Below are 20,910 nucleotides of genomic sequence, written 5' to 3'. Positions count from 1 at the left end.
CGAGCCGACGTGCTCTTCGCGATGCTCCGCGACGGCACCTTCTACGACCCACAGCCCGCCCCATCAGCTTGACGAAACCCATAGGGGCACCCCCCACGAGCCAGAAATGGACGGCCCCGCATGACGGACCTCGACCACCCGTCGGTAGACGAGATCGACACCACCAAGCCCCACCCCGCCCGGATGTATGACTTCTACCTCAACGGCAAGGATTACTACGAGGCCGACCAACTGGCCGCGGCCACCGTCGAGTCGGTCTTCCCCACCGTCAAGATCTGCGCGCAGACGAACCGTCACTTCATGCACCGGGCGACCCGCTGGCTCACGTCCGAGGCCGGCGTCCGGCAGTTCCTGGACATCGGTACGGGTATCCCCACCCGGCCCAATCTCCACCAGATAGCCCAGCAGACCGCCCCGGACTCCCGTGTCGTGTACGTCGACAACGACCCGATCGTCCTCCGGCACGCCGAGGCCCTGATGCGCAGCACGCCCGAGGGCCGTACCGCCTACATCCACGCCGACGTCCGGGACCCGAAGAGCATCATCGAGTCGGAGCGGCTGCACCGGACGATCGATCTGACGCGCCCGGTCGCGCTGTCCCTCAACGCGCTGCTGCACTTCGTGCCGGACGAGTTCCGTCCGTACGAGACCGTCGGGTGTCTGCTCGACGCGCTGCCCTCCGGGAGCTACCTGGTCCTCTCCCACTGCACTCCGGACTTCGCGCCGGAGATGTGGGAGCGGGTGATCGGTGTGTACCACCGTGGTGGTATCCCCGCCCAGGTGCGCTCCCGGAGTGACGTCCTCCGTTTCTTCGACGGGCTGGAGTTCGTCGAGCCCGGCCTCGCGGTGCCGCACCGCTGGCGCCCGGACGGGGAACCGGGAGACGGCGTCACCGATGCGGCGGTCTCGATCTACGCGGGCGTGGCGCGCAAGCCGTAGCGGCGGCGGGCGCCGTGCACGCGCCGTCCGGTCGTACCCACGCTCCGGCTGGTCGCACCCGTGCGCCGTCCGGTCATACGAACGTCCCCCAGGCGCCGCTCTCCAGGCGGGCCAGCGTACGGAGCCCCCGGGCCGTGACGTCGTGTTCGCCATGGTCCGGCCCGTACGCGAGGCAGCTCGCGGCGTCGAGCGCCGCCAGACACGGCAGCGCTTGGCGCTCGGCGTCGCTCAGTGGGCGGCCGTACCCATGGAAGAACGCGGCGCGCAGATCGTCGCGGTCCTGCCAGGGGCCGCAGGCCAGCCGTACGAAGTCCTGTACGGCGGGGGCGTACCGGGACCGTTCGAAGTCGATGACGGCCAGTTGTCCCGATGCCGGCTGTGGCGCGTGCCGTACTGGCGCGTGCCGTACCGGCGCGCGCTGTCCCGGCACCGCCGGGCCGCTCCACAGGGCGTTGCGCTCCTGGGCGTCGCCGTGGATATGGGCGGGGGCGAGCAGATCGGTCAGCTTCCGTACGTGGTCGGCCGAGCGGCGCACGAGCGCGCGCCGGCTCTCGGACATCAGATCACCGGCGCGCGCGAGGTGGTACTCGGCGTCGTCGGCCAGTCGCTCCAGCGCGACCCGGGCCTCCCGACGTCCGGCACCCGGCATTTTGTCCGTGCCATGGAGGCGGCGCAGCAGCGCCCCGAACTGCCGGTGCGCTGAACGGTGTTCCGGGCCGGGCAGGGTGAGCCGCGATACGGGGGTGCCGGGCACCGCGGTCAGCAGCAGGGCGAGCTGCCGGGCATCGGTCTCCACGAGCCGCGGGGCGCGGCCGAACCCCAGGGCGGATACGGCGGACTGGTATCCGAAGGTCTCCCGTTCGTACAACGCGGCGCTCGCCGACTGCTTGACGAAGAAGCGCCGGCCACGGCTGCCGGTGACATCCCAGACCCGCGAGGTCTCGCGCGGATGTGACGCGTCCCGCACGGCGGAGAGGGGGCCGACGACGCGTTCCGCCCATGCCCGCAGTGACGGCGGAAGGGTCTTGACGTGACCGTGACTCATGCCCCCCACCTCGGTGACGGTCGTGATGACAGATCCGCGGCGGCCGCAACAGGAAGCACAGGAAGCACAGGGAGAGGGACGGGAGCGAGACGGGCGGGGGCGGGAACAGGTCGCATGATTCCTCCGGAGCGCGGGGCGTTGGGGTGGGCGCCCGGACAACGTCCCTGATCAAGGGCGTGTAACGGGGCGCGCCGGGGGAATCATAGAACAGAGGTTCGATTATTTGCGGACCGCCACGCGGCTTGATCTGCGCCGTTGACGGCTCTGAGGCGAAAACGGGAGGCTCGGCGCGACAGCGTCCGACGAGGGCCAATTCGGACCTCGGGTCAGCTGTAGGGGAGGCGGAGAACAATGGTTGAGCGGAGATTATCCCGATGGGCGTCGGCGGTGGCGTTGACAGCCGCCGTGGCGGTCCTGTCCGTCGGCACGGCGGGAGCGGCCCACGCGGCGGCAGGGGCTCCCGAGGCACCGGTCGCGCGCGCCGCTGTCCCCGGGGGCGTCGCGTTCAGCAGCGATCCGACGCCGGAGGAGCAGGAGCGGCTCCGTCAGATCGCCGGCGCCATCTGGAGCGACTCGCTGGCCGCCGGCTGGAACATGAACAGCGATGTGGCGGACGTCCTCTCGACGGCCACCGGCGAGATCCTGAAGTGCTCCGAGGCATTCGCCCTCGTACCCCGGCCCGCGGGCTTCATTCCGGGGATGGGCTATCTCGTCAACTACTGGAAGAACCTGCGCGATTACTTCCTCGTGGTCGCCAAGGACCGGACGTACGGCGCCTGTGTGAAGGCGACCGCGCTGAATTACCGCTCCGCGATTGAAATGGCGTCCGCGGGCATCTGACGCGTTGTCAGCACGACGAAAGGGCGGGCCCGGTCGGCGGGCCCGCCCATTTTCCGTTGCATGCTCCTTCGGCGGCGCGTTCCTTCGGCGGCGCGTTCCTTCGGTGACGCGCTCCTTTGGTGACGCGCTCCTTTGGCGTCAGGACGGCGGCGTCAGGACGGTGTCGATGGTGTACACCGTGGCGTTCGCCGTCTTGATGTTGCCGCACTGGATCTTCGCCGTGTCGTTCACCTTGAACGTCCGGTCCGACCCCGAGGTGGAGAGGGTCGTGCCCTCCCAGGTCGAGAAGACACCGTTGGGGAGCTGATCGGGGGCGATCTTCTTCTCCGCCACGTGGTACTTCACGACCTTCCTGAGCTGCGCCTCGTTGTTCTTGATCTGGTCGAGTTGCGCCGTCGTGAGCTTCTTGAACGCCTCGTTGGTCGGCACGAAGAGAGTGACGTCCTCCGCGGTGTTCAACCGGTTGATCAGGCCGGCCTTTTTCGCCAGGCCGTAGAACGTCGCGAAGTCCGGGTTGTGTGAGATGGCCGTCGCCACCGGCTCCTTGGCCATCTGCGCGAAGCTGCCGGTGCCGGTCTTCGGGATCGACGAGCAGCCGGGACCGAACGGGACGGCCGCGCTGGGCACCGGGGTCTTGCTCGGCGAGGTGGAGGGGCTGGGCGACGCCGACTCGGTCGGCGACGAGGGGGTGCTCGGTGACGTGGGCGTGCCGGGCGACGTGGGCGTGGTGGGTGTCACGGACGCGCTCGGCGGTGTGGGGGTGCCGGGCGCGGTGGGGTCCGCGAAGGCCTGGGGTGCCACGAGCCCCAGGGAGACCGGGAGGGCCACCGCGGCGGCAGTGGCCATGACGGTATGACGGATGCGGGAGGACTTCATGTTTCGATTCCTCTTCCTGTGGGAGGAGGGCCCCGGCTCGGGCCCGGGAGGCGTCGATGGCGGCCGGGGCGGCCGGTCCTGCCGGTGGCGCGGGATGCCGGACGGGGCGTTGTCACCGGTCCGGCCTGTCGTTCGGTCAAGCCACCGCATAAAGCGTAGCCGCGTGGGTGGATATGAGCATCTTGAGAGGTGCGCCCAGGTCAGGCGCGGCTGTCGGGGGTGGAATCGTCGTCGGGCCCCCTGTCGGAGACGGGCTCGGACGCGGGCTCGGACGCGGGCTCGGACGCGGACTCGGGATCGGCATCGGGTCCGGCGTGGCCACGGCTCAGCGTCAGTCCGAGCCCGCTCGCCCAGCCGACCGGCTGGAGCATCCAGTAACTCAGCACCCGGTACAGGAGGGTGACGGCGATCGCCTGCTCCGCGCTCAGCCCGTACAGCACGAGCAGCGCCGTCAGGCTCGTCTCGACCACGCCGAGACCGCCCGGCGTGAGCCGCAGACTTCCCGCGAACTGCGTCAGCGCGTACGCCGCGAGAACGCCGTGCCACGGCACGGCGATCCCGAGACTCCACACGCACGCGATCAGACACGCGAGGTCGAAGCCCCAGTTGAGCACCGCCAGCGATGACGGCCACAGCCACGGGCGTATCCCCGGCCTGGTGGTACGGACCTGACGGACCAGACGCGACAGCGCCTGCTCGATGTCCCACAGCCGCCGGGAACGCAGTCCGATCCGCCGCCACACCCGTCGGGCCCTGCGCCTTACCCGGGGAAACCGGGACAGGCCGGCCGCCACGCCCACCACCAGGACGGCCACCGCGGCGAGTCCGATGACCACGGGCCGCACCCCGGCCACCGGGCCCGATGAACCGGCCGCCAGTACGCCCGCCATCAGGAGTACGAAGAGGCTCAGCCCGGACAGCAGCCCCGCGACTACCAGTACGGTCCCGGCGAGGACCTGCCCCGCGCCCCGGCGGCGGAACTGCCGGAACACCCACGCCGCCGCGAACGCCGCCCCACCGGGCAGCGCCCCCGCGATGGCGTTGGCCGCCAGCACGACGGCGCCGACGACCCGCAGCCGGATCCGCGCACCGCCCGCGTGCAGCAGCCAGTGCTGCACGGCCGCCAGACAGGCCAGGGATGCCGCCTCGAACCCGGCGGCGACCAGCAGCCTGGGCAGCCGGACGTCATCGATGAGATGTACGGCGGTGACCAGTTCGTGGCGCCTGGTGAGCGCGACGACCACGGCGGCCGCCACGAGCAAGGCCGACACGGCCCACCAGAGCGGCCGTACCGACGCGACCGCGGCGACCGTGCCGTGCCGCGAGGCCGGGTCCTGTCGCGAGGCGGTGCCGTGTCGCGAGGCCGGGGCGTGTCGCGAGGCCCCCTTGTGCCCCCCGGGGCGGCCCGCCACGCTCTCCACGATACGACCGGGCCGGCTCTCCGGCCCCGCCCGTACGCGCCGTCACCAGGAACCGGCCCTAGGGCCGGTCCGGCGGATCTTCGAGGGTCCGCGACGCCTGGCACGCACGCTCGCCGCGTTGTCGGAGTCGCCCGAGTACGTCCAGTACACGGGCGATCCTGCGCCTTGCGATCGCACGCGCCAGACGCCGCGGCCTGATCCTCGAAGATCCGCCGGACAGGCCCTAGTCGGCGAGATGGGTCCACGCACCGGCGAGCATGGTTCCGTACACCGGCATATCGCGGAGCACGGCCAGGTCGGCGGTGAGCGGGTCCACGTCCACGACCACCAGATCGGCGATGTCCCCGACGCGTACGGAACGGCGTCCGCGCGACGACGACGCCAGGGCCTGTGCGACGGACAGCCGCTGTTCCGGGTGCCAGGCGGGGCGGGCATCGTCCGTACGGGCGACGGCGTTCGCGATGCTCCGCCAGGGATCGAGCGGTGCCACGGGCGCGTCGGACCCCAGCTCCAGCGCGGCCCCCGCGGCGAGCAGATCCGCGAACGGGAAGGCGCGGTGCGTACGGCCGTGCCAGTAACGGTCGGCGACGTCCCGGTCGTCCACTGCGTGCGTGGGCTGTACACCAACGGTGATGTCCAGGGGCGCGAAGCGCGGTATGTCCTCGGGACGCAGGAGCTGGCCGTGTTCGATCCTGCCCCGGCAGCGGACGGCTTCGAAAGCGTCGAGCGCCATCCCGTTGGCGCGGTCACCGATGGCGTGGACCGCGGGCTCTATACCGTGTGCGGCGGCCCGGCGCATCACGGCGGTCAGCTCCTCGGGGGTGACCTGGGCGAGCCCGTACTCTCCGGGGCCGCCGGACGGCATGCCGGGATACGGGTCGTGGCACAGGGCCGTTCGGGTGTTGAGCGAGCCGTCGGTGAACAGTTTCAGCGGTCCGGTCTCCAGCAGCCCGCCGGGCACCTCACGCGGTGCGACGCCGGTCCGCAGCCCTCTGCCGATGGCCGCGTCCAGATACTCGGGGTAGACGGCGGCGGCCACTCTGACCGGGATCGGTATGGGTGGCGCGACCGGGACCGGGACCAGAGCCGGGATCGGTATTGGTATCGGAGCCGGGGCCGGGAGGCCGGACATGTCGTCGGCTGCCGCGTCTGTCGCTGCCGGACCGGTGGTCATCCGGCGGGTCCAGTCGGTGACGTTGTCCGCGTACTCGAAGTCCAGGATGCCGGTGATGCCGCGCCGGGCCGCCGCGGCACACGCCTCCCGGACCCACGCGTCGCTCATCTCAGTGGTCACGGACGACAGTTGGGCGGTGGCCCGGAGACATTCCTCCTCGCGCAGCAGCCCGTTGGGGTGGTCGCCCCTGCCGAGGAGCGCGAGCCCGGCGGAGTTGAGCCAGGCAGAGTGCAGATCCGCGCTGACGAGGAGCACCGGGCGGTCCGGGAGCACGGCGTCCAGCAGGTCCTTGTGGGGCGCGTCCGGCCATAGGCCGTCCCGGAAGCCGTAGCCGACGAGCAGTTCACCGGGGCTCATCGACGCGGCCCGTTCCCTGGCGATCCGCGCGACGGAGCGCGCCGAGCCGGTGCCCGCCAGATCGAGACGGCGGCGGGCGACGGCCCACTGCACGATATGCACATGCGCGTCCCACAGACCGGGCAGCAGCGTACGGCCGTCGAGATCGACGTCCGGCCCGCCAACGCCAACGCCTCGCTGTGCCGCCGCCGTTCCGCCGGGGTGGATCTCGCTGACGCGCCCGCCCTCGATCCGTACGTCGCACACCGGGCCGCCCGCGCCGAGCCGCACATTGCGCAGGGTACGCACCGCGTCGTACGCCGTCGCGGTTTTCTGCGCGGTCTTTCGCGTCGTCTTCTGCGTCGTCTTCTGCCGTCCCACTCGTGATCCCCGCTCTCCCTTGTCTTCTCCGCCTCCGTCCGATCGCGGGCGCTGCCGGAAACCCCGGAAACCCGGGAAACCCCGGAAACACCGGAAGAAACCGGAAACGCCGGATCACCGGGCACCTGACACCCGGTGATCCGGCACGGCTGTGGAGGCATATCAGTGAAGTGTGCCCCCGCGGCCGCGCATGGTCAGTGGTTTCCCGGAACCGTCACGGACAGTTGGGAATTCCAGGAGTGAGTTCTTCGAGCTTGAATCCGACGATCCACCGGTCCGGCTGCCCCTCAAGCTGGTACCAGGTGTGTCCGCCGCCGCGGCCCTTGCACTTCAGATGGACCGTCTCCGTGTTGTAGATCAGCCCCCACTCCTCGGCGTTCAGGCGCTTGGCCTTGTGGACGTTCGCGTTCTGCGGGCCCTTGATGACGCCGGTGTACTCCACGCGCGGCTCCGTGGTATCACGCTGCACGCCGGAGCCGGAACCCTCTGTCTGTACGGCCGAGGCGACACCCGCGCCGCCGACCGCGAGTACGGCGAGAGCCGCGAGGACGCCGGCCTTGCTATGCAATCTACGCATGCTTTCCTCATTCCTTTGGCGGGGAATTTCCCCCGCCCTTTATGGCACTCGGGAAAGCGCGCTGGGAAGAGGGGGAGGGCGTATGTCATCCGTACGAGTCCGGGACACTGGTGAATACGGCGTTCACGCGATCGGAAATCACCGGCGTACGCCGGGAATCAATGTGACATTTGGCATTTCCTCGCCAGAGGAATACGTAATTCGCTACGCATAGTGTGACCGGCCGTGGCGCGTAGGAAACGTGAGCAGTACGGCGGACCCCGGCCGCCCGCGGGCCCCGTCCGTGCCCGAACGGGGCGAACGTCGTTGACCGGGAAAGGTCCGGATCGACCACCGGGCGTGATCTAAGCAGGTGTTGGCTCCGGCCTGGCCGTACAGCTGCTGCGAGGACGGGACGGAGAGCGGGACGGGCTCGGTATGGCGTCCCGGGAAGCGGTCAGCGCCGTGTGGCGCGTGTGGTGGACGCGTCTCGGCCAGGTCACCCTCCCCTCACCCGTGGATCCCGCGCTTGAGGGCCGGCCGGCCCGGGTGCCGGACGGCGAGTTGCCGCGCGTTCTGCCGGGCCGACCCCGCCTTCCCCGGCGTGGGGGAGGTCCGCCTCTGCCAAGGGCTGTCGCACCACCCGGCGGTGACCGTGATCACGCACGAGGAACTCGCGGGGCCTGCCCACGGCGGCACCGCCGAAGCCCGCCAAGAGGCCCTGACCCGGCTCCTGCACGCCACCGGACACCCCTCCGGCTTCCCTGAACCCGCCCTGCTCGGGCACCGGCGACGGCGACGGCGACGGCCTGGAGGTGGGCGTCTGGCGTCGGCACTTCACCCCGGCCCACGAACGGATCTTCTCCCGGCGCCACAGCGACCTGCTGCTCAGGCCAAGGGTCCTGCCCGGCGGCGGTAATTGACTGCGGTATCGGCGGTATCGACGTTTACGTCGGCGCTACGGCGCGCCCGCTAGGCTGCGCTGACCTGCGGAAAGGCCCTCCCTGGGGGAGGGCCGTGCACCGCGCGTAGAAAAGCGCCCCCGGCAGGACTCGAACCTGCGGCCAAGTGCTTAGAAGGCACCTGCTCTATCCACTGAGCTACGGGGGCCGGGTGGTGGCCTCGGTGACCTGGAGCCCTGGTTGGGTGGTTCCGCCACCTTGCCGGGACAAGGATAGGGCTCCGATCGCCTTGACCCGGTTGCTTCACGCCCGTGGCACGTTGTGGAGGTTCAGTGAAGCGAACCGATAATCGCAGGCAGGTGCGATTCACGCATCGCTTTTGGCGCTCGGCGCCCCGGGTGTTGTGCAGTCGTTATGCCTGCGTCCCACTCGTCCCGTCTGTCCCGAGTATGTGATCGGCGCGCAGGGATGTCCATACGCTTCAAAAAGGCTCCAAAATTGGGCATTCTTCGCATGTGGTGACCTTGGACGTACGGCCCCAGCTGATCGACGCACTCTCCGCACTGCGCGACTGTGTCGCTGCCGTGCGTCTTCCACTGCCCCTCACGGGGGCGCCGCGTGCCCGGCAGACCAGGGCCGAGCTGCTCGCGCAGCTCGACGACTATCTGCTGCCGAGGCTCAGGGACCCCGACGCGCCCCTGCTCGTGGTCGTCGGGGGGTCCACCGGTGCCGGGAAGTCCACGCTCGTCAACTCCCTTGTGGGACGGCGGGTCAGCGAGGCGGGGGTGCTGCGGCCCACCACACGTACCCCCGTACTGGTCTGCCACCCCGACGACCACCACTGGTTCGCCGGGATGCGGGTGTTGCCGCACCTGACGCGCGTTTGGCTGCCTCAGCAGGAGGACGACGCGGGGATCGGTACGGACGGCACGGGGCCCCTGGGGCAGGGCTCGCTGCGGATCGACACCGCCGCCGCCCTGCCCCGCGGGCTCGCGCTGCTCGACGCACCCGACATCGACTCGCTCGTGGTGGAGAACCGGCTGCTGGCCGCCGAGTTGATCTGCGCCGCGGACGTATGGGTCATGGTGACCACCGCCTCCCGGTACGCCGACGCCGTGCCCTGGCATCTGCTTCGTACCGCGAAGGAGTACGACGCGTCGCTGGTGACCGTCCTCGATCGGGTGCCGCACCAGGTGATCGACGAGGTGTCGCGGCAGTACGCGGCGCTGCTGAAACGGGCCGGGCTCGGTGACGTACCGCGGTTCACCATCCCCGAACTGCCCGAGTCCGCGGGCGCCGGGCGGGGGCTGCTGCCCACCACCGCCGTCGCGCCGCTGCTCGCCTGGCTCGCGCACCGCGTTCAGGATCCGGCGGCCCGTCAGCAGGCCCTGGTACGTACCGCGGCCGGGGTCATCGACTCGCTGAACGCGCGGATGCCGGAGCTGGCGGGGGCGGTGGCCGCGCAGTACGCCGCCGCCGTGCGGCTGACGGGCGCGGTGGAGGACGCCTACGCGGCCGAGGGCGAGCGGGTACGCCGGCAACTCCAGCGCGGGGCCGTGCTCGCCGGGGACGCGCGCACGCGCTGGCGTGGCTATCCCCGGGACAGCTCGGCGCGCGAACTGCTCGACTCGCTGGTGGAGAGCCTCGGCGCGCTCCTCCAGTGCGCGGTGGCCGCCGCCGAGGAGCGGGTGGAGGAGGCGTGGGGGCGCGAGCCGGCCGCCGGGACGCTGCCCGTGCCGGGCCCGGACGGGGAGACGGCGGAGCGGGTCGGGATGGACGTACGCCGCTGGCGCCGCGTCCTTGAGGAACTGGCCGAGGAGGAGGTGCGCCGGCTCGAACGGACCCCCGCGCCCGACGCCGAGACCGTCGCGGCGCTGCTCGCCGCGGCCCTGCTCGGCGGCCGGCGGGCCCGGATCGCGGGGGAGCGGCTCGCGGAGCGGGTCGGGGCGCATGTGGCGCTGCGGCTGCGCGACCGGGGCGGCGAGCTGGTGACGACGTACATCGATCGCGTACTGCACGGGGAGCGCGACCGGCGGCTGGCGCCCCTCGACGCGCTTGAGGTGACCCCGGAGCCGCAGGCCGAGTTGATCGCCGCGCTGTCCGTACTCCAGAGGGAAAGGTGACCGATGTGTCTCAGGTGACTGATGTTGCTGGTGAGACCAACGAGGCAAATGAGAAGGCTCCTGAGAAGGGAGCGGAGGGCGCCGAGAACGCCACGGAGCCCGGGAAGTCCGGGAAGTTCGCGAAATTCATGAAGCCCGCGAAATTCATGAAGTCGGCCAAGTCCGCGGAATCCGGTGAGTCCGACGGGGCCGTGGAGATCCATGAGGTCCAAGAGACTCATGAGGTCCATGAGACCTATGAGATCTATGAGGTTCCCGAGTCCGTCGTCTCCGACGAGCCCGGCCGCTCCGCCGGCAGCTGGGACGACGGTCTGATCGCCCGCCGCGCCGGCGGGAAGGACTCTCTCGACGGCCTCAGCGGCGTGGAGGGGCTGGACGGCGGTCCGGGGGACGGTTCGGACGAGTCCGAGGCCCATCTGCCCATCGGGGGCGCGTACGGCGGCTCCCTGCGGCTGCGTCTCGATGCCCTGGGCGAGCTGCTGGGACTGTCGAGGGCGCGGCTCGAAGGGTCCGTACTCGCCGAGGCCGGGCGCGTACTGGACGAGGCGTCCGCCCGTCAGCGGCTCTCCTCGCGCCATACCGTCGTCGCCATCGCGGGAGCGACGGGCAGCGGCAAATCGACGCTCTTCAACGCCCTGGCCGAGGTGCCGATCTCGGAGACGGGCCTGCGCAGGCCCACCACCTCGGCCCCCATCGCCTGTGTCTGGTCCGAGGGCGCGGCGGGGCTGCTCGACCGGCTGGCCATCCCCGGACGGCTGCGGCGCAAGCCGCTGGCGGGCGGGGACGGCGACGAGGAGCTGCAAGGCCTGGTCCTTGTCGACCTCCCCGACCACGACTCGGCCGTCGTCCGCCACCGCGAGCAGGTGGACCGGGTGCTCGCGCTCGTGGACGCGGTGATCTGGGTCGTCGATCCCGAGAAGTACGCGGACGCCGCGCTGCACGAGCGCTATCTGCGGCCGCTCGCCGGGCACGCGGAGATCACCTTCATCGTGCTCAACCAGATCGACCGGCTGCCCGGCGACGCCGCCGACCAGGTGCTGGACGATCTGCGCCGGCTGCTGGACGAGGACGGGATGGCCCTCGGCGAACACGGCGAGCCCGGCGCCACGGTCCTCGCGGTCTCCGCGCTCAGCGGGCACGGCGTGGGCGAACTGCGCGAGCTGCTGGGGCGGTTCGTACAGGAGCGCCACGCCGCGGAACGGCGGCTCTCCGCCGATGTGGACGCGGCGGCGTGGCGGCTGCGGTCCGCGTATGTCGCCGAGGGGCGTGCCGGACTCGGCGAGCGTTCCCGTGAGCAGTTCGCCGACCGGCTGGCCTGGGCGGTCGGCGCGGTGGCCGCGGGCGAGGCGGCGGAGCGCGCCTGGCGCAGGAACGCGGGGCGCGCGTGCGGGACGCCCTGGCTGCGGCTGTGGCGGTGGTACGAGTCCAAGCGGATGCCCGGCGGCCGGTCGGCGCGGCCCCCGGAGATCGTGGAGGAGGAGCTGACGGCGCGCCAGCGGGTCGAACAGGCGGTGCGTACGGTGGCGGAGGAGGCGTCCGACGGGCTGCCCGCGCCCTGGGCGCACTCCGTGCGCGAGGCGGCGGCACGGGGCGCGGAGGGGCTGCCGGAGGCGCTGGACGAGCTGGCGGTGACGGCGGCGACCCCGAGCAGCCGGCCGCCGCGGCCCGCCTGGTGGCCCGCCGCCGTGCTGGCGCAGGCATCCATGACGCTGCTCCAGATCTTCGGCGCGCTGTGGCTGGTGGGGCAGATCGTCGGCGTACTGGAACCGGGGCTGCTGCCGCCCGTGCTGGTGATGCTCGCCGGGATCGTCGGCGGACCGTTCGTGGAGTGGGCGTGCGGGGCGGCAGCGAGGGGGCCGGCGCGGCGGTACGGGCAGGACGCCGAGCGGCGGCTGCGCGAGGCGGCCGCGGCCTGCGGGCGGGCGAGGGTGCTGGACCCGATCTCGGCCGAGCTGATGCGCTACCGGGAGGTGCGGGAGCAGTACGTGACCGTTTCCCGCACGGGCGGATGAGGCGGACGGCGGGGGCGGCGGACGGCGGGGGCGGCGGACGGCGGGGGCGGCGGAGCCGGCGGGGGCGGGGCCGGCGGCGGTGGTGCCGGGACGGGTGACGGGGTTTTCCACAACTGACAGGTAATACACAGGCGACAGCAGGTTCTTTCCATCCGGTCCAGCATGGGATCAGCCAATGCAGCCGGACGGGGAGGGGCCGTTATGAACGACACCGTGGTAACCGTGGTGGGGAATGTCGCGACAGGGGTGGAATTCAGGGAGTCGGCCACGGGCGGAGTGGCCCGGTTCCGATTCGCGGTGACCGGGCGGCGCTGGGACCGGCAGAAGAACAGCTGGGCGGACGGGCCCACGAGCTTCTACACGGTATGGGCGTGGCGCACGCTGGGGGCGAATCTGGCCGCCTCGGTCTCCGTCGGTGAGCCGCTGGTGGTGCATGGCCGATTGCGGGTACGGGAGGACGAACGGGAAGGCCAGCGCCGGACGTCCGTGGAGATCGACGCGGTCGCGGTCGGACACGATCTGACGCGGGGGACCGCCGCGTTCAGACGTGTGACCAGGGCGACCCCTTCGCTGACGGAGCGTCACAAACCCTCGACGGAAGGGGAGGCGCGGAGCCGGGCGCGTCTTCCGGGGCCGGACCAGGCGCAGTTGTCCATCCCGGACCGGGCGCCGGACGCGGCTCCCGCCCGGGCGCTGGTCACGGCGTCGACTGCCGTTCCCTGAGCGTGGGTTGTGGAGACATGTCGATATACTCAAGCGTCTTGTATAGCTCTGCCGGAGTGTCGATAACGATTCCGATTCGGAACGGTTGGCGGAGTGCGTGAATGGACTCCGGTGGTTCGCGCCGTCCATAGGATTCGCGAGTACTCACGGGGCACTTGAGTCTGCTGGCGAGGCAACCCCCCACGCGTTCACCGCGGAAGAACCTCGCCCGAAGGGGAATTCTGTGTTTTCTTCGATATCTGCGTCATCCGTACGGAGGCGAGGCGCCGCCCGTCTCGCCGCCGCGGTACTCGTATCGGGACTGGTGGCCATGGGCTCGGTGGCCGGCGCCGGTGCTGCCACCGCCGACGAGGTCCCCCAGCATCAGGGCGGCGCCGCGGCGACCCTCGACGGACTGAAGACCTACGACGGCGCCGTGCTCCACACCAACGGCAAGGACCAGCAACTCCCCGCCGGCCTGTTCGAGATGACCGTGGACGGCGGCGGCAAGCTCAAGACCTACTGCATCGATATCCACAACCCCACCCAGGACCAGGCGAAGTACCTGGAGACCCCCTGGAACCAGACCTCGCTCGGCGCCAACAAGAACGCCGGCAAGATCCGCTGGATCCTGGAGAACTCCTACCCGCAGATAGACGACCTCTCGGCGCTCGCCCAGAGCGCGGAGACCGGGCCTCTCACCGAGAAGACGGCGGCGGCGGGCACCCAGGTCGCCATCTGGCGCTACTCGGACAACGCCGATGTCGAGGCCAGCGACCCGGCGGCCGAGAAGCTCGCCGACTGGCTGGAGAAGAGCGCCCAGGACGCGGCCGAGCCCAAGGCGTCCCTGACGCTTGAGCCCGGCGCGGTCTCCGGCAAGGCCGGTCAGAAGCTCGGCCCGGTCACGGTCCGCACCGACGCCGCCGGTGTCACCGTCACGCCGCCCGCCGACGCCGCCGCCAGCGGCGTCACGATCACGGACAAGGACGGCGCCCCGGTCACCACCGCCGCCAACGGCACGGAGCTGTACTTCAACGTCCCCTCCGACGCCTCCGACGGCACCGCCTCGCTCGGCGTGCAGGCCACCACCTCCGTACCGGTCGGCCGCGCCTTCGCTGGGGTGACCAAGAGCCAGACGCAGATCCTGGCCGGGTCCAGCGAGTCCACGGTCTCGGCGACGGCGACCGCGACCTGGGCGAAGCAGGGCGCCATCCCGGCCGTGACCGCGCAGAAGAACTGCGCCGAGGGCGGCGTCGACATCACCGCCACCAACAAGGGCGACGAGCCGTTCGTCTTCGAGCTCAAGGGCACCGAGCACTCGGTCCCGGCCGGTGAGTCCAAGACCGTCACCGTCCCGGTCGGCGAGGACGAGGCGTACGACTTCACGATCACAGGACCCGCCGGGTTCACGCAGAACTTCAAGGGCGTCCTCGACTGCCTGACCACCAGCGACTCGGGCCCCGTGACCCAGCAGGAGTCGGCGCAGCCCCTCCCGGCCCCGGACGGCGGCTCCTCCGCGGACGCCACGGACAACCTCGCGGAGACCGGCTCCTCCAGCGCCACCCCGGTCATCGCGGGCATCGCGATCGCGCTCGTGGTGCTCGGCGGCGGCGCCGTGTTCCTTCTCCGTAAGAAGAACGCCGCCACGCCTTCGGCTCCCGGAGAGTGAGTGACGGCTCGCGCTGAGTGAGACCTCGCAGCCCGTGGCCCCCGGTACGCATCCGCGTGCCGGGGGCCACGGGCTTGCCACGGGGGTGCGAGCGGTCCGGGGAGCGGTACTGGTTTCCATCAGGGGATGGACATGCGGCAAGATGGCGTGTATCTGCCCTCACGCGGCGGAGCCGCACATTGGCCCTTCTCGATTGCCGGACGGTTTCTCTTGGCTGAGTACATCTACACGATGCGCAAGGCGCGTAAGGCGCACGGCGACAAGGTCATCCTCGATGACGTGACGCTGAGCTTCCTGCCGGGCGCGAAGATCGGTGTGGTAGGTCCGAACGGCGCCGGTAAGTCCACCGTGCTGAAGATCATGGCGGGTCTGGAGCAGCCGTCCAACGGCGACGCGTTCCTCTCCCCGGGGTACACCGTCGGCATGCTCCTCCAGGAGCCGCCGCTGGACGAGTCCAAGACCGTGCTGCAGAACGTCCAGGACGGCGCCGCGGAGATCATGGGCAAGCTCAACCGCTTCAACGAAGTGGCCGAGCTGATGGCGACCGACTACTCCGACGCGCTGATGGAGGAGATGGGCAAGCTCCAGGAGGACCTCGACCACGCCAACGCGTGGGACCTGGACACCCAGCTCGAACAGGCCATGGACGCGCTCGGCTGCCCGCCCGGCGACTGGCCCGTCACCAACCTCTCCGGTGGTGAGCGCCGTCGCGTCGCGCTCTGCAAGCTGCTGCTCGAAGCCCCCGACCTGCTGCTCCTCGACGAGCCCACCAACCACCTGGACGCCGAGTCCGTGCAGTGGCTGGAGCAGCACCTCGCCAAGTACCCCGGCACCGTCGTCGCCGTCACCCACGACCGGTACTTCCTCGACAATGTCGCCGGATGGATCTGCGAGGTCGACCGCGGCCGTCTGCACGGCTACGAGGGCAACTACTCCAAGTACTTGGAGACCAAGCAGGCCCGTCTCAAGGTCGAGGGCCAGAAGGACGCCAAGCGCGCCAAGCGGCTCAAGGACGAGCTGGAGTGGGTCCGCTCCAACGCCAAGGGGCGGCAGGCCAAGTCCAAGGCGCGACTGGCCCGTTACGAGGAGATGGCCGCCGAGGCCGACAAGATGCGGAAGCTGGACTTCGAGGAGATCCAGATCCCGCCGGGCCCCCGGCTCGGCAGCGTCGTCGTCGAGGTGGAGAACCTCTCCAAGGCGTTCGGCGAGAAGGTCCTGATCGACGACCTGTCGTTCTCCCTCCCGCGCAACGGCATCGTCGGGGTCATCGGCCCGAACGGCGCCGGCAAGACCACGCTCTTCAAGATGATCCAGGGCCTTGAGGAGCCGGACTCCGGCAGCATCAAGATCGGCGACACCGTCAAGATCAGCTACGCCGACCAGGGCCGCGGCAACATCGACCCGAAGAAGACGCTGTGGGCGGTCGTCTCCGACGAGCTGGACTACATCAACGTCGGCCAGGTCGAGATGCCCTCGCGCGCCTATGTCTCCGCCTTCGGCTTCAAGGGCCCGGACCAGCAGAAGCCGGCCGGCGTGCTCTCCGGCGGTGAGCGCAACCGGCTGAACCTGGCGCTGACCCTCAAGCAGGGCGGCAATCTGCTGCTCCTCGACGAGCCGACGAACGACCTGGACGTCGAGACGCTGTCCTCGCTGGAGAACGCGCTGCTGGAGTTCCCCGGCGCGGCCGTGGTCGTCTCCCACGACCGCTGGTTCCTGGACAGGGTCGCCACGCACATCCTGGCGTACGAGGGCGAGTCCAAGTGGTTCTGGTTCGAGGGCAACTTCGAGTCGTACGAGAAGAACAAGGTCGAGCGGCTCGGCGCGGACGCCGCCCGTCCGCACCGCGCCACCTACAAGAAGCTGACGCGAGGCTGAGATGTCGCGCCACTACTACAGCTGCCCGCTCCGCTGGTCGGACATGGACGCCTTCGGGCACGTCAACAACGCGGTCTTCATCAGTTATCTGGAGGAGGCCCGCATCGACTTCATGTTCCGGCTGGCGCCGGGGGACGGCTCGCCGTCCTTCTCCGGCGGGTCCGTGGTGGCCCGGCACGAGATCGACTACAAGCGGCCGCTGGTCCACCGGCACGAGCCGGTGACCATCGAGTCCTGGGTCACGAAGATCAACGCCGCGTCGCTGACGATCGCGTACGAGATCAAGGACGAGGGCCAGGTGTACGTACGGGCCTCGACCGTCGTCGTGCCGTACGACCTGGCGGCCGGGCGGCCCCGGCGGATCACCGAGGAGGAGAGGATGTATCTCCTGAAGTACCTCGACGACGATGCCGCGACCGGCAGAAGCGAGCGCGCCGAGAGCGCCAAGGACAAGGACAAGGACGCGCTCGCGGCATGACAGCGCACGAGCGGTCAGTGGAGTTCGCCGACGCGCGGGAGGCGGCCGATCTCGGCGCCTTCCTCGCCCGGCTGATCCACTACGACCGCGCCGCCGCGGTACGGCTCCAGGCCGGGGGCGGCCCGCTCGCCGTCTTCGGCCGGCCGGCGTCCTTCGAGGTGCTCGCCATCCGTACGGCCAGGCTCGCCGCGCCGTACGCGCTCGATGCCACCGTCTCCGCCGGGGAACTCCTCGAAGCGATCGACGAGGCGGCGGGCAGCGCGGTCGTCCCGGCGGCCGTCACCGGCCCGCCCTGGGCCGGGGTGCTGCCGCCGCGCGGCGGCTGGCGGCAGGTTCCGGGGCTGCCCGGCACGGACGCCATGCGGCGTGCGCTGACCGTCGCGGTCGCCGAGTTCCGGTCCCGCGACGAGCAGTTGACACCCGGCGACAGGACCCGCGCGGAACGCGACCGGATAGGCCGGGAGATCTGGTCCCGGACCCTCGGCGACACGCGTCTGCCGCTGCGGGCCGTGCATGCCGCGCAGTCGCTGGGGTTCCTGCGGCCGGTCCGCGCGATGGTGCCGGCCGCCGCGCCCGTCGGGGAACAGCCGGTGGCGCTGCTGGAATCGGGCAGCTGGCTCCGGCTCCGCACGCCGTACGGCTCGATCGCGCTGCGGCACGCGGGGATCGGCGGCCTCACGGTCACCCCGCTCTGAGAGAGATCAGCCCGGGGTGTTGACCATGGAGGCGGCGGCGTAGGTGAGGTAGTCCCACAGCTGCCGCTGATGCGCCTCGGAGAGCCCCAGCTCCTCGACGGCCACCTGCATGTGCCGGAGCCAGGCGTCGTGCGCGGCGCTGTCCACCGTGAACGGGGCGTGGCGCATCCGCAGCCGGGGGTGGCCGCGGTTGTCGCTGTAGGTGCGGGGACCGCCCCAGTACTGCATCAGGAAGAGCACGAGCCGCTCCTCGGCCGGGCCCAGATCCTCCTCGGGGTACATCGGCCGCAGCAGCGGATCCTCGGCCACCCCCTGGTAGAACCGGTGGACCAGGCGCCGGAAGGTCTCCTCGCCGCCGACCTGCTCGTAGAAGGTCTGCTCCTGAAGTGCGCCCCGCGGAATCTCGTTCACCCCTCCATGGTCTCAGACGGCCCGGCGGAGGACCTCCGGCCTAGGGCCTGTCCTCAAAGTCCCGCCTGGCCCGGCCTGTCCGATACTGGCGCGCAGATGCCCAGGCCCACTCGCTTCCCGGCCGCTCACCCAGGACAGTGGAGAGATGGGCGCACACCGGGAGGACGTGTACGGGCCGGACGAGGCGGACGTCGCCGACGCACGCGCCGGGCTGATCCGGGAGATCGCCGCGACCGGGGCGCTCGACGACCCGGCCTGGCGGGCGGCGTTCGAGGCGGTACCGCGCCATCTCTTCGTGCCCTACTACTTCGTCGGCCGTCCCGGTGGCTACGACCGGCTGTGGCGCGGTGACCCCGACCCGGCGCGGCGCCGGCGCTGGCTGCGCGGGGCGTACGCGGACGGACCGCTCGCGACCCGGGTGCGCGACGGCGAGCTGATCTCGTCCAGCAGCCAGCCCTCGCTGATGGCCCGGATGCTGGCGGAGCTGGACGTACGGGACGGGGACCGCGTCCTGGAGATCGGCGCGGGCAGCGGCTACAACGCGGCTCTCCTCTGTCACCGGCTGGGCGACGAACGCGTCACCACCGTCGATGTCGATCCCGAGATCACCGAATCCGCTCGCAGCCATCTCGCCACGGCCGGCTACCGGCCCGCCGTCATCACCGGCGACGGCGCGCGCGGCTGCCCGGAGCGCGCTCCGTTCGACCGGATCATCGCGACCTGCACGCTGCCGTCCGTGCCGACGGCCTGGCTGGTGCAGTGCCGGCCGGGGGCGCGGATCCTGGCGCCGCTCGCCACCGGGCTGATCAACCTGCTTGTGGGCAACGGCACGCACGGCAACGGCGCGCACGCGAACGGCACGCACGGCAACGGCGCCCGCGGGCACGGGGCGCAGGGCGGCGTGAGAGGGCGCGGCGAAGGGGAGCGCGGCACCTGCGCGGAGGGGCACTTCCTGAACACCGCCGCCTACTTCGTACCGCTGCGCGGCGTGCCCGGGAGCAGGGCCCTGGCACGCCGCCCCCTCGGCGGACTGCCGAGGCGCGCGAGCGAGAACGAACTCTTCCGCTTCCTGCTCACCCTGACCTCGGGCAGCCTGGATCCGCACGAGGCGCTCTCCCTCTGGGAGCGCGAGCGCCGCCCGGAGCGGGACCGGTTCGGCGTCACCATCACCGGTGGGCGTCAGTGGGCCTGGCTGGACGACCCGGCGGGGCCGTACGTATGGCCCCTCAGCCCGGGAGGCGTCAGCCTCGACGGATCGTGATGGTCGTCCAGGCGCCGACATGCACTCGGTCGCCGTCCTTGAGCGGGACGGGGACATAGGGCTGTATCGGGTCCTCGGCGCCGTTGAGCGTGGTGCCGTTGGTGGAGTTCTGGTCGACCACGGCCCAGCTGCCGTCCGGCTGGTGGACCAGGACCGCGTGCTGGTGCGAGACGCCCGGGTCCTCCGGCGGGACGGACAGGTCGATCTCCGGGGACTCACCGGTGGAGTGCCGGCGGCGGCCGATGGAGACCTGGTTCCCGGCGAGCGGAAGATGCTGCTCGGGGGAGTACGCCGGCAGATTCAGCCCGGTGGCCTCGGGGCCGCTGCGCTGCATCATCGCCATGAAGTACTCACGGTCGGGGCCGATGACCGCCGTCCAGGTGGCCGGTGGCTGCTGGTACTGCCGCATCGGGTCGTGCTGCTGGGGCACCTGCGCCTGAGCGTGTGCCTGCGACTGCTGCGACGACTGCGACTGCTGCTGTGACTGCGGAGCATGGGGCTGGGCCGGGGCGTGGGGCTGAGCCTGGGACTGAGCCGGGGCCGATGCCGCCGACGGGGGCGGCAGCATCCAGTCGTCCTCGGCCGGCCGGGCCGGCGAGGGCGCCTGCGGGGCGGGCGACTGCTGCTGGAAGACGGGCGGGGGCGGCGGTCCCTGCTGCTGATACGGCGGCGGGGGCGGCGGTCCCTGCTGGTGCGGGTTCTGCGGCGAGGGCACCGGAGGCGGCGACGGCGGCTCGGGCGACAGCGGCTCGGCGGGCCGGTTCAGCTGTGAGGGCCGTGAGCTCTGGTACTCGTACGGATCCGGCGGCCGGGGCGGCTGCTGGGCCTGGAAGCCGGGCGGCAGGTTCAGCCCGGGGACGGGACTGCCCGGGCTCGGCTGCTGCGGAGCCAGCGGGGTGTAGGACGTCGCCGTGTTCGTCAGGAAGTTCCAGCGGCACTCCTCGCAGAACGGAGCCATCGGCTCGCGCGGAGTGCGGCACTGCGGGCACAGCTCGGCCTGGGCCGTGGCGTCGGGGCCCGGCGGGTAGCCGTAGCCGGGCGCGGGCGGCGGCGGGGGAGGCGGCGGTGGCACGGCCCCCGTGGGAGCGCCAGGACCGGCCATGCGATGGCCGCAGACCTCGCACCAGTCGTCGGAACCCGACTGGTGTCCGTTCGGGCAGGTCGGCATGTCGGCGCTTCCCCCTCTCCTCGTCCGGCCCGCAGGCCGCCGTTCT

General features: G+C 71.2%; 18 protein-coding genes and 1 tRNA gene. 11 read left to right on the top strand and 8 right to left on the bottom strand.

All coding sequences use genetic code 11. The features are described 5' to 3' along the window. Positions 1-120: 120 nt before the first annotated feature. Complete coding sequence (locus ACFRKB_RS33660; protein ID WP_383110407.1) at positions 121-939, top strand: SAM-dependent methyltransferase; 819 nt, start codon at positions 121-123, stop codon at positions 937-939. 73 nt (positions 940-1,012) lie between these two features. On the opposite strand, the gene ACFRKB_RS33655 is transcribed toward ACFRKB_RS33660, so the two are convergent. Next, the gene (locus tag ACFRKB_RS33655) at positions 1,013-1,984 is read right to left on the bottom strand and encodes a phosphotransferase enzyme family protein (RefSeq protein ID WP_383110406.1); all 972 of its coding nucleotides are present in this window, start codon (positions 1,982-1,984) and stop codon (positions 1,013-1,015) included. A gap of 387 nt (positions 1,985-2,371) precedes the next feature. Between ACFRKB_RS33655 and ACFRKB_RS33650 the strand changes: the two genes are divergently transcribed. After that, positions 2,372-2,824: a hypothetical protein gene (locus ACFRKB_RS33650; RefSeq protein ID WP_383110405.1), complete on the top strand. Its 453-nt coding sequence runs from the start codon at positions 2,372-2,374 to the stop codon at positions 2,822-2,824. 138 nt (positions 2,825-2,962) lie between these two features. On the opposite strand, the gene ACFRKB_RS33645 is transcribed toward ACFRKB_RS33650, so the two are convergent. Next, the gene (locus ACFRKB_RS33645; RefSeq protein WP_383110404.1) at positions 2,963-3,361 is read right to left on the bottom strand and encodes a fasciclin domain-containing protein; all 399 of its coding nucleotides are present in this window, start codon (positions 3,359-3,361) and stop codon (positions 2,963-2,965) included. Here ACFRKB_RS33645 and ACFRKB_RS33640 point away from each other — a divergent pair. Then, on the top strand, positions 3,348-3,680 hold the full coding sequence (locus ACFRKB_RS33640; RefSeq protein ID WP_383110403.1) for a hypothetical protein: 333 nt from the start codon (positions 3,348-3,350) through the stop codon (positions 3,678-3,680). The genes ACFRKB_RS33645 and ACFRKB_RS33640 overlap by 14 nt on opposite strands. 220 nt (positions 3,681-3,900) lie before the next feature. Here ACFRKB_RS33640 and ACFRKB_RS33635 read toward each other — a convergent pair whose 3' ends face one another. The 4 genes from ACFRKB_RS33635 to ACFRKB_RS33620 all read right to left on the bottom strand — a co-directional run bounded on the left by ACFRKB_RS33635 (position 3,901) and on the right by ACFRKB_RS33620 (position 8,678). Then, complete coding sequence (locus tag ACFRKB_RS33635; protein ID WP_383110402.1) at positions 3,901-5,112, bottom strand: lysylphosphatidylglycerol synthase transmembrane domain-containing protein; 1,212 nt, start codon at positions 5,110-5,112, stop codon at positions 3,901-3,903. A gap of 232 nt (positions 5,113-5,344) precedes the next feature. Continuing rightward, positions 5,345-7,012, bottom strand: a complete 1,668-nt coding sequence (locus ACFRKB_RS33630) for an amidohydrolase (RefSeq protein WP_383110401.1) — start codon at positions 7,010-7,012, stop codon at positions 5,345-5,347. A 214-nt stretch (positions 7,013-7,226) separates the two neighbouring features. Further along, positions 7,227-7,589 carry a hypothetical protein gene (locus tag ACFRKB_RS33625; protein ID WP_383110400.1) on the bottom strand — a complete coding sequence of 121 codons (363 nt, stop codon included), beginning with the start codon at positions 7,587-7,589 and terminating at the stop codon, positions 7,227-7,229. A 1,016-nt stretch (positions 7,590-8,605) separates the two neighbouring features. Further along, positions 8,606-8,678 (bottom strand) — tRNA-Arg (locus ACFRKB_RS33620). 316 nt (positions 8,679-8,994) lie between these two features. On the opposite strand from ACFRKB_RS33620, the gene ACFRKB_RS33615 reads away from it, so the two are divergent. The 7 genes from ACFRKB_RS33615 to ACFRKB_RS33585 all read left to right on the top strand — a co-directional run bounded on the left by ACFRKB_RS33615 (position 8,995) and on the right by ACFRKB_RS33585 (position 18,024). Next, positions 8,995-10,593: a dynamin family protein gene (locus ACFRKB_RS33615; protein WP_383110410.1), complete on the top strand. Its 1,599-nt coding sequence runs from the start codon at positions 8,995-8,997 to the stop codon at positions 10,591-10,593. A gap of 146 nt (positions 10,594-10,739) precedes the next feature. Continuing rightward, the gene (locus ACFRKB_RS33610) at positions 10,740-12,605 is read left to right on the top strand and encodes a GTPase (protein ID WP_383110409.1); all 1,866 of its coding nucleotides are present in this window, start codon (positions 10,740-10,742) and stop codon (positions 12,603-12,605) included. A gap of 201 nt (positions 12,606-12,806) precedes the next feature. Then, complete coding sequence (locus ACFRKB_RS33605; RefSeq protein WP_383110399.1) at positions 12,807-13,328, top strand: single-stranded DNA-binding protein; 522 nt, start codon at positions 12,807-12,809, stop codon at positions 13,326-13,328. 223 nt (positions 13,329-13,551) lie between these two features. Then, positions 13,552-14,976 (top strand): Cys-Gln thioester bond-forming surface protein, encoded by a 1,425-nt coding sequence (locus ACFRKB_RS33600; protein ID WP_383110398.1) that lies wholly within the window; start codon positions 13,552-13,554, stop codon positions 14,974-14,976. 210 nt (positions 14,977-15,186) lie between these two features. Beyond that, positions 15,187-16,851, top strand: coding sequence for an energy-dependent translational throttle protein EttA (gene ettA, locus ACFRKB_RS33595; protein ID WP_365972646.1), 1,665 nt, complete (start codon positions 15,187-15,189; stop codon positions 16,849-16,851). Between the two features lies 1 nt (position 16,852). Then, positions 16,853-17,329 carry an acyl-CoA thioesterase gene (locus ACFRKB_RS33590; RefSeq protein ID WP_383110397.1) on the top strand — a complete coding sequence of 159 codons (477 nt, stop codon included), beginning with the start codon at positions 16,853-16,855 and terminating at the stop codon, positions 17,327-17,329. After that, positions 17,326-18,024, top strand: coding sequence for a serine/threonine-protein kinase (locus tag ACFRKB_RS33585; RefSeq protein WP_383110396.1), 699 nt, complete (start codon positions 17,326-17,328; stop codon positions 18,022-18,024). The genes ACFRKB_RS33590 and ACFRKB_RS33585 overlap by 4 nt, the downstream gene beginning before the upstream one ends. A 6-nt stretch (positions 18,025-18,030) precedes the next feature. On the opposite strand, the gene ACFRKB_RS33580 is transcribed toward ACFRKB_RS33585, so the two are convergent. After that, on the bottom strand, positions 18,031-18,435 hold the full coding sequence (locus tag ACFRKB_RS33580) for a globin (protein WP_383110395.1): 405 nt from the start codon (positions 18,433-18,435) through the stop codon (positions 18,031-18,033). 145 nt (positions 18,436-18,580) lie between these two features. Here ACFRKB_RS33580 and ACFRKB_RS33575 point away from each other — a divergent pair, with 145 nt between their 5' ends. Continuing rightward, positions 18,581-19,696, top strand: coding sequence for a methyltransferase domain-containing protein (locus ACFRKB_RS33575; RefSeq protein ID WP_383110394.1), 1,116 nt, complete (start codon positions 18,581-18,583; stop codon positions 19,694-19,696). Here the strand turns inward: ACFRKB_RS33575 and ACFRKB_RS33570 are convergent. Further along, positions 19,677-20,864 (bottom strand): FHA domain-containing protein, encoded by a 1,188-nt coding sequence (locus tag ACFRKB_RS33570; protein WP_383110393.1) that lies wholly within the window; start codon positions 20,862-20,864, stop codon positions 19,677-19,679. The two genes, ACFRKB_RS33575 and ACFRKB_RS33570, sit on opposite strands and share 20 nt — an antisense overlap. Positions 20,865-20,910 lie beyond the last annotated feature (46 nt).

Origin of the sequence: Streptomyces scopuliridis (assembly GCF_042790125.1) — a bacterium.
GTDB classification, from domain to species: domain Bacteria; phylum Actinomycetota; class Actinomycetes; order Streptomycetales; family Streptomycetaceae; genus Streptomyces; species Streptomyces scopuliridis_A.
Note: the sequence above shows the minus strand (reverse complement) of the source record. Positions and strands in the feature narration are given on the sequence as shown.

Bases quoted from the DNA above. Each gene is read 5' to 3' on its own strand.
- ACFRKB_RS33640 (WP_383110403.1), top strand. From the start codon at position 3,348: ATGGCCGTCGCCACCGGCTCCTTGGCCATCTGCGCGAAGCTGCCGGTG.
- ACFRKB_RS33605 (WP_383110399.1), top strand. From the start codon at position 12,807: ATGAACGACACCGTGGTAACCGTGGTGGGGAATGTCGCGACAGGGGTG.
- ACFRKB_RS33575 (WP_383110394.1), top strand. From the start codon at position 18,581: ATGGGCGCACACCGGGAGGACGTGTACGGGCCGGACGAGGCGGACGTC.
- ACFRKB_RS33590 (WP_383110397.1), top strand. From the start codon at position 16,853: ATGTCGCGCCACTACTACAGCTGCCCGCTCCGCTGGTCGGACATGGAC.
- ACFRKB_RS33655 (WP_383110406.1), bottom strand. From the start codon at position 1,984: ATGAGTCACGGTCACGTCAAGACCCTTCCGCCGTCACTGCGGGCATGG.
- ACFRKB_RS33585 (WP_383110396.1), top strand. From the start codon at position 17,326: ATGACAGCGCACGAGCGGTCAGTGGAGTTCGCCGACGCGCGGGAGGCG.
- ACFRKB_RS33610 (WP_383110409.1), top strand. From the start codon at position 10,740: ATGAAGTCGGCCAAGTCCGCGGAATCCGGTGAGTCCGACGGGGCCGTG.
- ACFRKB_RS33570 (WP_383110393.1), bottom strand. From the start codon at position 20,864: ATGCCGACCTGCCCGAACGGACACCAGTCGGGTTCCGACGACTGGTGC.
- ACFRKB_RS33625 (WP_383110400.1), bottom strand. From the start codon at position 7,589: ATGCGTAGATTGCATAGCAAGGCCGGCGTCCTCGCGGCTCTCGCCGTA.
- ACFRKB_RS33660 (WP_383110407.1), top strand. From the start codon at position 121: ATGACGGACCTCGACCACCCGTCGGTAGACGAGATCGACACCACCAAG.